Raw genomic sequence first — 12,810 nt, forward strand, 5'->3', positions numbered from 1 at the left:
ACAGCAGCGCGCTCCCGCGGCGCCGCCCGCGCCGCGCTCCCATCGAGCAACGCCCGCCCCCTCGCCGCCGGAACCTCCCCGCGGCGCCGCTGTCTGTCGCTGGCACGACGGACCGCCGGCCGGAGCGCCGAGCGCGTCGCCCGGAGGGCGCGGTTCCACGCGCCTGCCGCCGGATTCCTGACGACATGAGCGCGCCGCTCCGCGCGGCGCACAGGGGAGATCCATGCCCAGCGCGAACGCATCGGACGCCGCGGGCGGCGCCGCCGCCATCACCGACGCAACCCCCACGGCCGCGTGCCCGCCCGACGCGGCGAGCCCCGGCGAGGCCGCGGGAGCCGCGGTGCGCTCCGTGGAGATCCTCGTCTCGTGGGGCACGACCGTCCTCTTCGTCCAGCACCTCGCGCCGCCCCGCGCCTTCGACGTCGGCGAGCGGCGCGACGACGGGCGCCCGTGCGATCTCTTCCTCCCCGAGCGCGTGCTCGGCGCGCGGCGCGCCCCCCTCCTCGACGTCGACCCCGCGGGGCGCGTCCGCTTCGTCCTGCTCGGCGCCGCGACCGGGACGCTCGCCCTGGGCGGCGCGCCCCTGTCCGCCGCCGACGCGCGGGCGCGGCACGCCGGCGCGACGCGGCCGGACCTCCCCGGCGCGGTGCTCGTGCCCCTCCCCGCCCGCGCCCGCGTGGACGTCGAGCTCGCGGGCGTGCGGATCCAGATCGCCGCCGACGCCGCTGCGGCCGAGCGCGCGCGCCGGTCGCTCGTGAGCCGGAAGAGCCTCGCCCTCCACACCGCCTCCGCGGCGCTGCACCTCGGCCTGCTCGGCGCGCTCGCGCGGTGGGCTCCGCCCCCCGAAGGCCCGTCCTCCGACATGAGCGAAGGCCGGATCGCGCTCATGCGGCAGTACCTCGCGTCCGCGGACGAGCGCGAGCTGCGCGCGTCGCTCGAGCAGGAGGCCGCGCCGAACGCGGACGCGAAGGAGGGCGGGACGGGAACGAGGGCGAAGGGCGAGGAGGGATCCATGGGCGGCGCGCCCGCGCGCGCCATGGCGACCGGGAACCGGTGGGGGGTGGCCGGCCCGAGCGATCGCCCCGCGCCGTACGCGACGCCGCAGGAGGCGCTGCGCGACGCCGCCGAGTTCGGGATGATCGGCCTGCTCAACGCCGGGGCCGGCGGCCAGCCGAGCGCGCCGCCGTCGGCGCGGGGCCAGCCCTGGGGCGATCCCATCGCGCCCGCGGGCGCGGGCGGCGCCGGCCTCCCGCTCGCCGGCCTGGGGTACGATGGCGCCGGAGAGGGGCTGGGGCTCGGCTCCATCGGGACGATCGGGCACGGCGCGGGCGCCGGGTCGGGCCAGGGGTTCGGCGGCGGCCACGGGCGCGCCGGCGCCGCGCCGCCGGCGTCGCCGCAGGGCGCGGCCGCGTACGCCCCGGAGGCCGAGGTCCCCCTCGATCCGAACGGCCGCTTCGCCACCACGTACCGGCCCGGGGGCGGCCACCTCGCCGCCTTCGAGGCCGCCCTCGCGCGCGGCGTCGTGCCCGAGGCGGAGCGCGAGCTCGTCAGCGACGTCGGCGCCCGCTACGCCCCGGAGGTCCCGCTCGGCCCCGGCAAGGCGCTCGGCCTGCGCGCCGACCTGGAGCGCGCCGCGCTCGCGCCGGGCGGCGGCGCCGTCCACCTGCGCCTCGCGCTCCGCTCCTCCGCCGCCGCCGCGGCGGCGCGGCCGCACCTCTCGGTGCACCTCGTGCTCGACACGAGCGGCTCGATGGCCGGCGCGCCGATCGAGAGCGCCCGCCGCGCGGCGCAGGCGCTCGTCGACCGCCTCGCGCCCACCGACGACTTCTCGCTCACCACCTTCTCGACCGACGCCTCGGTGGAGATCGAGGACGGCCCGGTCGGCCCGCGCCGCGAGGCGATCCGCCGCGCCATCGAGGGGATCCGCGAGGGCGGCGGCACGAACATCGGCGCGGGGCTCGCGCTGGGCTACGCGCAGGCGAACCGGCCCGGCATCCCCGAGGACGCCGTGCGCGTGGTGCTGCTCGTCTCCGACGGCCGCGCGACCAGCGGCCTCACGCACGGCGAGCGGCTCGCGCGGCTCGCCCTCGACGCGTTCCAGCTCGGCGTCCAGACGAGCGCGCTCGGGCTCGGCGACGACTACGACGGCCAGCTCATGAGCGCGATCGCGAGCGACGGGGCCGGCGGCTACTACTACCTGCGGCACCCCGAGCAGATCGCGCCCGCGCTCTCGACCGAGCTCGACAAGCGCCTCGACCCGGTGGCAACCGCGGTCGAGGTGCGCGTGCGCCTGAAGCGCGGCGTCGACCTGCTCCGCGTCTACGGCTCGCGCCGGCTGAACGACGCCGAGGCCTCCCGCGTCCGCGCCCAGGAGATCGCGGCCGACATCGCCGCCCTGTCGCGCGACCGGATCGCGGTCGACCGGCGCGAAGACGCCGAGGGCGGCCTGCGCTTCTTCATGCCAATGTTCGCCCGCGATGACCGCCACGCCCTCCTGCTCAAGCTGAGCGCCGAGCCCGGCACGGGCACGCGCACCCTGGCGACGGTCGAGCTCAAGTACAAGGACCGGCTCTCCAGGAAGAACGTGATCGAGGAGATCCCGATCGAGGTGCGCTATGCCGACAGCGACGCGGCGAGCGCGGCGTCCGTCGACGCGTCGATGACGCGGACTCTTCAGGGCTTCGCCGCGGGCGAGTCGCTGGCCGAGGCCGCCGCCCGCGTCGGGCGAGGCGACCCGAGCGGCGCGGCCGCGCTGCTCGCCGAGCGCGAGGGCATCCTGCGCGAGGCGGCGGCCCGGCTCGACGAGCCGCTGTTTCTGGAGGACGCTGCGCGCCTCGCGCGCCTCCGCGCGCACATGGGCGCAGAGCACGGCCTCGGCGATCCGCTCGTGCTCGCGATGTTGCTGGAGACGGCGGGCCGATCCCACCTGCGCTGAGGCGCGCGATCGCAGCGCGCACACGGGCGGAGGCGTCGCCCAGGTGGTAGGCTGAGCGCGGCCATGACAGAGAGAGTCTCATCGACCGGTCGCGCTGCGCTGCGAGAGTCGCTGCTCCAGTTCTCCGCCTTCGCCGACGCGCTCGAATCCCGTGCCATGCGCGAGGCCATCGACGCCTGCATCACCGTCCTGGACGCTCCCGGTCCGCTCGACAAGCGCGCCCTGGCCCCCTGGCTCAAGGTCGTCCACGAGCGTGCAGCCGAGGTCTTTCGGCGGGGCATCCGGGAGACCACGGGGGTGCTGCGCGAGCAGATGAGGCACGGCCTCAAGCAAGCCGAAGAGGACGCGGTCTGGATGCAACAGGCCATCGACGCGCTGAGCCGAGAGCACGCCAACTGACATGAGAAGACAGGAGGAGACGACGTCGGTGGTCCCGTGGACCGGGCGTTCGTACAAGGGATCTGGATTCCTCGAACCCCGCTGAAAGCGACGCTCTGTGGGACGAGGGTTGTGAGGACTGCGAATCGTCGAGCACGCCTCGAGGCTGCGCTGATCGGGTGTCACCGCAGCGTCGCGACACGATCGACGAGCCTGCTTTCTTGAGTCGAGTCGAGAGGACATTCTTCACCGGGTTTGCCCGCGAAGCGCTGCCGGCCGGACAGGGCCGAGCCGAGCCATCGGTCGCGGCGCGCGGGGCCGGGGCACCGCAGGGAGCCCGTCGCACGCCGCCGTGGCACGGGGAGCACGGTCCGTGCTACGAAGCGGGCATGATCGCCTCGGCGTTTCCGCTGCTGCTCCTCGGCTTCTCTCTCGGCGTGCGCCATGCGACCGACGCGGACCACGTGATCGCGGTGGCGACGATCGTGAGCCGCGTCCGGAGCCTCGGGGTGGCGCTGCTGATCGGCGCGATGTGGGGGCTGGGCCACACCGTCACGCTGATGCTCATCGGCGGCGGCATCCTCCTGTTCGGGCTTGTGGTGCCGCCGCACGTCGGCCTGGCCATGGAGCTCACGGTCGCGCTGATGCTGATCGGCCTCGGCGCGTACCACCTCGTGCGGATCTACCGGGCGGTCCGGCGGGGCGAGCCGCAGGCGCAGGCGGCGGAGCACCACGACGGCCACCGCCACGGCGTCGGCTGGGCGGACCGCGTGTTCGGCGGGTCGCGCCTCTACGTGAGCCTCCGGCCGCTGCTCATCGGCGTGGTGCACGGGGTGGCCGGCTCCGCGGCGGTCGCGCTCCTCGTGCTGACCACGGTGCACGATCCGCGGTGGGGGCTCGGGTACATCGCGCTGTTCGGCGCGGGCACGATCGCCGGGATGATGCTGATCACCGGGATGCTGGCGGTGCCGTTCGCGTACACGAGCGCGCGCTTCGGCGGGATGCACCGCGCGCTCGGCGCGGCCGCGGGCCTGCTCAGCGTGGGCTTCGGCCTGTTCCTCGCCTACGACATCAGCGTCGGGTCCGGGCTGTTCACGGCGAACCCGCAGTGGACGCCCGGCTGACGGCGCCCGGCGCCGGCCGACACGCACCATCGCCGCGCTGACCGCCTGTCTCGCGGCGCGGAACCGCATCCAAAATGAATGCTTGGGCGGCAACCCCGACCCGCGACACGCGGAGTCCATCGCGCAGGTGACGAGCGGACTGACCGCCTGTCTCGCCCTCCAGGCGGTGAATTGCGCGCCGGACCATCCGATGGCGGATCTGTAAATCAGACCATCAGCGGCTCACGGCCGGCCACGCGCGCTCGGGCTCGCGCGGCGGCGCCGGCGCGAGGTGCGCGTCGATCTGGGTCATGAGCCAGTCCAGGAACTCGTCCTTCAGGATCGTCTGCGCCACGTGCAGATCGGTCCAGACGGGCGCACGCGCCGCCGCCCGGTCGCTCGTCTGCACCACCACAGGGATCGTGCAGAACCTCGCGTCCTCGCGCATCGCGCGGATGAGCTCCACCCCGTTCATGACGGGCATGTGCACGTCGACGATGGCCAGCGCCACGGGCTCGCGCGAGAGCAGATCGAGCGCGGCGCGCCCGTTCTCGGCCTCGATCACGGTGAAGCGCGGAGCGAGGATCAGCCGGTAACACTCCCGGATGTCCGCGTCGTCGTCCACGACGAGGAGGGTGACCCCCTCGACGGCGCCGAGCACGCGCTCGACCGCGGCGCGGAGCTCCGCCGCGGTGACGGGCTTCCGCACATAGCCGGCGACCCCCCGCAGGATCGCCTCCGCCGGCTTGTTCACGACCGAGACGAGCATCACGGGCACCCGCTCGCGCGACTGCACCAGCCGGTTGAAGGCGAAGCCGTCCATCTCGGGCATCAGGAAGTCGGCGAGGATGAGGTCCGGCGTCCAGGTGCGGAGGAGCTCCAGCGCCGCGCTCCCGCCGCGCACCGTCCGGACATCGTAGGCCGCGCCCTCCAGCGCCTCGGCCATCCACGCGAGCGTCCCCGAATCATCGTCGACCAGCAAGAGCTTGGCCATGGCATCACTCCCTTTACGTCTCTCCCGGGGCCCCTCTGCCCCCCGCCTCGCCCGCCGCGCCGACGCGCCGCAGCCGGAGCCAGAACCTCGCCCCTCCTTCCGGCCGCGCCTCGTACCCGATCGCCCCGCCCCACCGCTCCGCCGCGATCCGCGCGCCGTAGAGCCCGAGGCCGCTGCCCGCCTCCGGATCGCGGCCGTGCGCGAACTTCTGGAACAGGTGCGGCGCGATGGCGGGCGAGACGCCCGGCCCCTCGTCCTCGACCGTCACGCGCGCCCACCCGGGCTCGTCGCGCACGAGGACCCGCACCGCCCCGCGCGCGGGCGTGAAGCGGAGCGCGTTCTCGACGAGGTTGGAGACCACGCGCGAAAGCCGGCGCTCCTCGCCGACGACGCGGCACGGCGGTCCCCCGCCGGTCTCCGGAGGCCCTTCCAGGCGAACGCCGCGGCTGCGCGCCATGGGCAGCAGCGCCTCGACGACCTGCGCGACGGCCCCGCGCAGATCCGCCACCTCGGCGGGATCGCCGCCGGGAGCGTCGAGCGCGGCCCCCTCGGCCGCGAAGGTGTCGAGGATCTCCCGGATGAGCTCGCGCTGCCGCAGGGCGGCCTTCAGCGCGACCTCGGCGAGCGCGCCGCACCTCTCCGGGAGCGGCTGCTCCCGCAGCAGCGACAGGACGCCGAGGAGGCTGTTCAGCGGGCCGGAGAGGTCGTGAACGATGCAGTGGACGAGGACGTCCTTCCGCTCGATCTCGCGCGACAGCGCCTCGTGCACGAGGCGCAGCTCCCGCGCCCGCTGGAGGACGCGGCGGCGCTCGTGGAACAGCGCGTCGTTCCGGGTGATCACGAGCAGCCGCGACGGGCCCACGCAGAGCGCCGTGGCCTCGAGGTGCAGCGCCTCATCGTCCTCGGTCATCTGCGTCCAGCCGTCGGATTGCACGCTCGGCGCTCCGCCCGCGGACCAGGCCCGCTCCGCCTCGGGGAGGAACACCTCCAAAAACGGCAGCGCGCGGTCGATCCGGAGCGGCGTATCGCGCCACGGCGGCGCGATCCCGAGCCGCAGGAACCAGGGCGGCGGCTCGCCGCGGACGACGAAGGCGCCGTCGTGCAGGCGCTCGAGCACGAGCTTGTCCAGCGCCGAGAGGAGCCGGGTGTCCACGTCCATCAGCCCCGCCACACGGGCGCCTCCTTCGCCAGCATCGCGCGCGCGAGCGCGCCGAACGCGCCCTCGACCCCGGCGCCGGTCTTGGCGCTCGTCCTCGCGACCCAGAGGCCCGCCCTCCTCAGCCTGGCCTCGGCGGCCTCGTCGATCTCCCACGCCGCCGTGAGATCGGCCTTGTTCAGGACGGCGACCGACGGGAGCTCCCCGGCGATCGCCCGCGCGTCGGCGTGGAGGCGGAGCCCCGTCTCCACGGTGAGGCGCCGCGTGCCGTCGATGACGAGGAGCAGGCCCGCGGAGCCGCGCACATACGATATCTGGACGTCCTGGAACTCGTCCTCTCCGCTCAGGTCCCAGAGGATGAGATCGAGCTCGCGATCATCGCACCTCACGCGGCGCGTCTCGATCGTCACGCCGATGGTCGTCCGGTAAGCCTCGGAGAAGATGCTGCGCACGAAGCGGGCGACGAGGCTTGTCTTGCCGACCCCCGTGGCGCCCAGCACGCAGACCTTGCGCTTCTCCCCCATGACTCATTCCTTGCTCGACGGGCGCAGGTCCACAAGGAAGATCACGCTGCGCGCGCGCCGCTCGCCCGCGCCGCCGACGGCGCACCCGGCGCGCGCCGCTCCCCCGGGACACGGCGCGGGCGCGAGGTCGCGGCGCAGGCCGCCGCCGCTCGCCCGCAGCCGCTCGGCCGGGACGCCGCGCGCGATGAGCTCGGCCGCGACGTGCTCTGCGCGGGCCAGGCTGAGCGCCCGGTTCGACGCCTCCGATCCGACCGGATCCGCGTAGCCGATCACGCGGATCTCGGCGGTCATGCCGGCCTCGCGCGCGAGCGCGATCTCCTGCGCGGCCGCGGCCGCGGCCTCGGCGGCGCGCGCGCGCTGCTCGGGGGCGAGCCGGGCGGCGCCGCGGCGGAAGAGGAGCTCGATCCCCTCCAGCGACCGCGCCGCGGCGCGCGCCCGCTCGATCGCCTCCTGGGCCGTGAGGCGCTCGCCGTCGAACCCCGAGACGCCCGGGAGCACCGCGGCCGTCCAGCGCGCGCGCTCGATCCAGCGCTCGGGCGCGACCCCGCTGGCCACGACGACGCCGCCGCGCAGCGAGAGGGCGACGCCCGGCGGCGGCTCCAGCGCCCGCGCCGCCCGGCGCTCGACGATCTGCGGGTCGAGCGAATAGAACGGCTCGAACCGCAGCGTCACCGGCGTGCGCGCGGGGCCGGCGCGCTCGATCACCGCCCGCGGGTCCGCGGCGAGCGGATCGCGCAGGCCCGTGAACGCGACCTCGCCCGCGCGCCGCTCCGCCTCGGTCACCACCAGGCCGGGCTCGCGCCGCAGCGCCTCGGCCCATCCGGCGAAGCGGCGCTGGTCCTCCCACGAGGCGCGCATCCAGACGGCGAGGGCGGTCGCGGCGATCGCGACAAGCACGGCGGCCGCCGCGAGCGCGCGCCCGCTCCGGCGCGGGACCGGCTTGCGCTGCTGCTGGAGGCAGCTCGAGAGCAGCTCGCGGGCGCCGGAGAACGGCGACCGATCGCCGCGGAAACCGGCGAGCTCGTCCGCGTACGCCAGGTGCACGCGCTCGAGCGTCTCGCAGAGGACGGTCCCGTACGCCTGCGGCGCCACGCCGCGCACGATGGCCACGAGGAGGGCCGACGGGCCGTGCTCGACCCACCCGGTGAGATCGCCCACGCAGAAGCGCTGGAGCCGCGCGTCGGTCCGGAACGCGTCGTGGGCGAACGCGTCGATGGCGGTGAGCATCGCGGAGACCTGATCGGGATCCCGGTAGGGGATGTCCTCGGCGCTCACGTGCTCGAGGACGATCCCCGTCCCGCGGTGGACCAGGAAGAGCTGCTCGGTCCGGTAGATCATCGCGCGGAGCAGCACCACCTCCGCGAAGGGGCGCCCGGTGCGCCGCGCCTCGAGGCGCCAGCGCACGCTCTCCCAGGACAGGCCGAGGGCGAGCGCCTCGTTGAGGCGCTGGATCATCCCCCGGAGGGCGCTGGTCACGGCCTTGCGGATGGCCGGCCCCATGGCGGGGGAGATCGCGTCCGCGAACGACCCCGGGTCCCGGCGCACGCGCTCGTGGATCGCGCTGGCGATGAGCGGCTCCAGCGCCCACGAGAGCGCCTCGCCCTTCTTTCGGCTCTCGATCACGGCCTCGGGCAGCGCCCCGGCGACCATCTCGGCCATCGACTGGTCGAGCCGCTCCTCGAGCCGCCGGATCCGGCGCTGCTCGGGGCCCACGAGCAGGGGGCGGAGGTCTTCGAGCGTCTTGTTGACCGGCGGGGGCGGCCCGCGACGCGCTCTCGGCTGTCCCATCGTTCTTCGCCTCCGGCCCTCCACGCCCGCGCCGCTCGCCGGAGCGGCGCGGGCGCCTCACGCGGCTTCGTCCGAGCGGCGCTCCGCCTTCTGGTAGCGCTCCGACTCCGCGGGCCCCTCCCGCGCCGGCGCGTCCGGCTGGGCCGCGTCGGCGCCGTCGGTCCACAGGACGGCGAGCTCGCGCTCGACCATCGCGCAGAGCTCGCTCCGCGTGCGCCGCGCCTCGTCGAGGAACGATTTGGACTGATCGAGCAGCTGTTGCCGGAGCTCCCGCTGCGTGCGCGCCACGAGGTCCTCCAGCCGCTGCACCCGCTGCTCGAGCAGCTCGATCCCCTCCCGCGCGTCGCGCGCGACGCTGCCGAGCGCGCCGGCGCCGGCCGCGCGCTGGGCCTCGAGCGACGCGGCGAGCGCCTCGAGCTCCCTGCGCACGTGCGCCTCCAGCACGTCGAGGCGCCGTCGCGCCTCGAGCCGGAGCTCCTCCGCCTGGGCGGCGACCTGAGCGTCGGTGTGCGCGAGCCGGCGAGCGAGCTCGCGGAGCTGGGCGCCGCACAGGATGTCGCGCACCTGCTCCAGGCTGTTGACGATCGCGGACTCCGCGTGTCCTGCGCTCGCTTCGTGCTCCGTCCGCCCGCTCATCTTCATGGTCATGATGGAGATCCCCCCTCTCCGTGCGCGCCGCGCGCGTCCCCTGCCGAGCGCCGAGCACGCTCGTCAGGGAGCCTCCGCGCCGCGCGGTCGCGCTCGCGACGCCCCACCGAGCCCGCTCGCTCCGGGTGTTCTCTTCGTCTGGACACGAGGCCCCCTCGCTCATCACGTCACGCACCGCGCTCCATGGGTCATCGCCCTGGCTCTTGGTAGCCCTCGCGAGGCCGCCGGGTGGCCACGGCCCGGGCCGAGGAACCGCTCGGCTGCTCCGGCGCGGCCCGGCGCGCAGGGGATCCCGGAGCCCGGCTAAGATGCCCGCATGCGAACCCCGCGAACCTCCCTGGTGGCCGCGGCCTTGCTCGCGGCCTGCGGCGCGCCGGCCGGCGGCGGCGCTCCCTCCGCGGGCGCCGCGCGCGCCGTCGCCGGCGGCCCGAGCTCGCCGTCGGCCGCGCCGCCGCCCGCCCCGCAGGCCCCCGGCCCCGCCGCCTCGGCCACCGCGGCCGCGGCCCCCACCTCCCCTGCTCCGGCGCCCTGCGGCGCGCTCGGCTGCCTCGCCTTCGATGCGCCGGCCCAGGCCTTCGCCCACGCGCTGCAGAGCGGCCCGCGCGTGCTCGCGGTGGGCGAGGCGCACGCCCAGCAGGGCGCGGAGGGCGTCCCCTCGGCGACCCGGCGCTTCACCGAGCTCTTTCTGCCGGCGCTCGCCGGCCGCGCCTCGGACCTCATCGTCGAGCTCTGGGCGGTGGATCCGCGCTGCAAGAGGGAGCAGGTGGCGCGGGTCGAGGAGGAGCAGAGGGCGGTCACCCAGGCCCAGTCGGCGGGCAACCAGGGAGAGTTCCTCGCGCTCGGCAGCGAGGCGAAGCGGCTCGGCATCCGCCCCCACCTGCTCGCGCCCTCCTGCCAGGAGTACGACGCCATCGTGCGCGCGGGGCCGGACGCGGTGACGGCCATGCTGGAGATGATCGCGCGCCTGACCGCCGCCGAGGCGAAGGCGCTGCTCGGCCGCGAGGACGCCGCCGGCAAGATGGTGATCGCCTACGGCGGGGCGCTCCACAACGACGTCGCCCCGCGCCCCGGGCGCGAGCGCTGGAGCTTCGGACCGGAGCTCTCCGCGGCGACCGGCGGGAAGTACGTGGAGCTCGATCTCATCGTGCGCGAGTTCATCAAGGACTCGGAGTCCTGGCGGGCGCTGCCCTGGTATCCCCATTTCGACCGGGAGGCGCATCCGGACAAGACGGTGCTCTTCAACCCGGCGCCGGGCGCGTACGTGCTCATCTTCCCTCGCTCGTCCTGAGCCTCCACGAGCGCTCCCTCGAAGGGCCGCAGCGGCCGTCGCGCCGCCCTTCTGGCGGCGCGCGGCGCGAGGCCCTCAGGGCGCTACGGAGAACGTGACCGGCTCGCCCGCGAACGGCCCGCCGCCCTGCACGATGCGGTTGTTCTCGAACACCGCGTTGAGCACGCTGACGGTGATCGGCCCGCCGGCGGCGCGGAGCTTGTCCCAGGCCGCCGCGTCCGGCGTGTAGCTCAGCTTCGTCGTGAACACCCGGAGCAGCCCCTCGCGCCCTGAGGTCGAGAAGACCAGGAAGTAGGCGCGCCCGTTGATCGGCATCCCGTGCGCCTGCGCCGCCCGCACCGGCCCGAGGAGCGCGCCGAGCTCCGCCCACGGCGACGCCCCCGCCGCCGGCGCCCCCGGCCGAGCGCCCGCGAAGCCGAGCGCCGGCGCGGCCCCAGGGGCCGTCCACCGCGCCGCGCCCGCGACGTGGAAGGTCAGCTCCGGCGCGGCGTCGCCGGGGACCGACGTGCCGTCCTCGGGCGCGTCGAACACCGTCCCCTGCGACGGCTCGTCCTTCGGATCCACCGCGAGCAGCGCGTCCAGCGCCTCGTCGGTCGCGCCCCCCTCGAAGATCACGTCGGCCAGCTCCGGCAGGGCCGGAGTGTCCTCGTGGCCGCACGCCCCGACGTACATCGCGGCCGACGCGAGCGCCGCCAGCGCGGGGACGAGGACCGCCCGGTGAAGGATGGGTGTCCGGCTCACGGCGCCTCCGCCCACGGATCCGCGTGGCGCGGGTCCGTCAGAAACTCATCGTCCGTCAAGCTCTCCAGGAAGGCAATCACGTCTGCTTTCTCCTCTTCGGTGAGATCGAACCCGGTGATGAGCTCGCTCTTGAACTTGTTCTTGCTCCCCACACCGGCGTTGGGGCCGTCCTCGATCGTGCGCCCCCCGGCGGCGTAATGGTCGAGCACCTCCTCGAGCGTCTCGATGCTGCCGTCGTGCATGTACGGCGCCGTGAGGGCGATGTTGCGCAGCGTGGGCGCGCGGAACCGGCCCATGTCCGCCTCGTTGCCCGAGATCTCGTAGACCCCGGCGTTGCCCTCCGGGTAAGCGCCGCTCCCGCCGATGTTGTAGAGACCCGTGTTGTGGAACATCACCTCCGTGAAGGTGGTCCCGTCGTGCTGCACCGAGTCCGACAGGTTGAAGCCGCCGTGGCAGTGGAAGCACTCGAGCTTCTCGGAGAAGAAGAGATCCATGCCGCGCAGCGCCGCCTCCGACATCCCCGAAGGGTCGCCGTCGTAGCGGTACCGATCGTAGGGAGAGCGGTACGAGAGCAGCGACCGCTCGAACGCCGCGATCGCCTTCGTGATGTTGCCGAGGCGGATGGGGCCCTCGTCGCCGGGGAAGGCCGCGGGGAAGAGCTCCTGGTACAGCGGCTCGTCCCGGAGCCGCTGGAACAGCTCCGCTTCCATGCCCGCGAGCCCGAGCTCGACCGGCGTCTCGCCGAACATGGGGAGGAGCGCCTGCTCCTCGAGCGAGTCGAGCAGCGGATTCCCCCAGGTCAGCGCCGTCAGGTAAGCGACGTTGGCCAGGCTCATCGAGCCGCGCACGTGGAATTGCCCGGTCGAGCCCTTGCCGGTCGGGAGGCCGTCGGTGAACGCGAGCTCCTGGACATGGCACGAGCCGCAGGAGTACGTGCCGTTGCCGGACAGGCGCCTGTCGTAGAACAGCCGCCTGCCGAGCTCGACCTTGGCCGACGACATCGGGTTGTCCTCGGGGACCTTCGGCACCGGGAAGCCCGGCGGCAGCCCCCACGCGAACGCGCCCGCGTCGCCGCCCCCGCCGCTTCCCCCGTCGCCCCCGCCCTGGCCGCCGGCGCCCCCCCCCGAGGTTCCGCCCGCGCCCGGCGTGCCCTCGCTGTCGCCGCAGGCACAGGCGAGGGCCGCCAGCGCGGCCAGGACGGAGGAGAGCGCGGAGCGGCGGAGCGCGGTCACCATTGCGGACATCGTCATGGCTC

Annotated in this window: 11 protein-coding genes; 4 read left to right on the forward strand and 7 right to left on the reverse strand. The window is 75.0% G+C overall.

Translation table 11 applies throughout. The annotated features are described in order from the left end of the window. The first annotated feature begins 223 nt into the window (after positions 1-223). The 3 genes from WMF20_RS34025 to WMF20_RS34035 all read left to right on the forward strand — a co-directional run bounded on the left by WMF20_RS34025 (position 224) and on the right by WMF20_RS34035 (position 4,437). Positions 224-2,935 (forward strand): vWA domain-containing protein, encoded by a 2,712-nt coding sequence (locus WMF20_RS34025; protein ID WP_437606005.1) that lies wholly within the window; start codon positions 224-226, stop codon positions 2,933-2,935. Between the two features lie 63 nt (positions 2,936-2,998). Continuing rightward, positions 2,999-3,334 (forward strand): hypothetical protein, encoded by a 336-nt coding sequence (locus tag WMF20_RS34030; RefSeq protein WP_129578243.1) that lies wholly within the window; start codon positions 2,999-3,001, stop codon positions 3,332-3,334. A 368-nt stretch (positions 3,335-3,702) separates the two neighbouring features. Continuing rightward, positions 3,703-4,437 carry a high-affinity nickel-transport family protein gene (locus WMF20_RS34035; protein ID WP_129578244.1) on the forward strand — a complete coding sequence of 245 codons (735 nt, stop codon included), beginning with the start codon at positions 3,703-3,705 and terminating at the stop codon, positions 4,435-4,437. A gap of 214 nt (positions 4,438-4,651) precedes the next feature. On the opposite strand, the gene WMF20_RS34040 is transcribed toward WMF20_RS34035, so the two are convergent. The 5 genes from WMF20_RS34040 to WMF20_RS34060 are packed head-to-tail and all read right to left on the reverse strand — an operon-like array spanning position 4,652 to position 9,526. After that, positions 4,652-5,410: a response regulator gene (locus WMF20_RS34040; protein ID WP_437606007.1), complete on the reverse strand. Its 759-nt coding sequence runs from the start codon at positions 5,408-5,410 to the stop codon at positions 4,652-4,654. Positions 5,411-5,423: 13 nt separating this feature from the next. Next, complete coding sequence (locus WMF20_RS34045; RefSeq protein WP_437606008.1) at positions 5,424-6,581, reverse strand: sensor histidine kinase; 1,158 nt, start codon at positions 6,579-6,581, stop codon at positions 5,424-5,426. Further along, positions 6,569-7,090 (reverse strand): Rab family GTPase, encoded by a 522-nt coding sequence (locus tag WMF20_RS34050; RefSeq protein ID WP_129578247.1) that lies wholly within the window; start codon positions 7,088-7,090, stop codon positions 6,569-6,571. The genes WMF20_RS34045 and WMF20_RS34050 overlap by 13 nt, the downstream gene beginning before the upstream one ends. Positions 7,091-7,093: 3 nt before the next feature. Next, a complete protein-coding gene (locus WMF20_RS34055; RefSeq protein ID WP_437606009.1) occupies positions 7,094-8,878 on the reverse strand; it encodes an OmpA family protein in 1,785 nt (594 codons plus the stop codon). Between the two features lie 57 nt (positions 8,879-8,935). Further along, positions 8,936-9,526 (reverse strand): hypothetical protein, encoded by a 591-nt coding sequence (locus WMF20_RS34060; protein ID WP_437606010.1) that lies wholly within the window; start codon positions 9,524-9,526, stop codon positions 8,936-8,938. Between the two features lie 316 nt (positions 9,527-9,842). Between WMF20_RS34060 and WMF20_RS34065 the strand changes: the two genes are divergently transcribed. Then, positions 9,843-10,814 (forward strand): hypothetical protein, encoded by a 972-nt coding sequence (locus tag WMF20_RS34065; RefSeq protein WP_437606011.1) that lies wholly within the window; start codon positions 9,843-9,845, stop codon positions 10,812-10,814. A 75-nt stretch (positions 10,815-10,889) separates the two neighbouring features. On the opposite strand, the gene WMF20_RS34070 is transcribed toward WMF20_RS34065, so the two are convergent. After that, complete coding sequence (locus WMF20_RS34070; protein ID WP_437606012.1) at positions 10,890-11,555, reverse strand: hypothetical protein; 666 nt, start codon at positions 11,553-11,555, stop codon at positions 10,890-10,892. After that, positions 11,552-12,805 (reverse strand): MbnH family di-heme enzyme, encoded by a 1,254-nt coding sequence (locus WMF20_RS34075; protein WP_437606014.1) that lies wholly within the window; start codon positions 12,803-12,805, stop codon positions 11,552-11,554. Before WMF20_RS34075 ends, WMF20_RS34070 begins: the two co-directional genes overlap by 4 nt. Between the last annotated feature and the right edge of the window lie 5 nt (positions 12,806-12,810).

The organism is Sorangium sp. So ce834, assembly GCF_051521425.1.
GTDB classification, from domain to species: domain Bacteria; phylum Myxococcota_A; class Polyangia; order Polyangiales; family Polyangiaceae; genus Sorangium; species Sorangium cellulosum_D.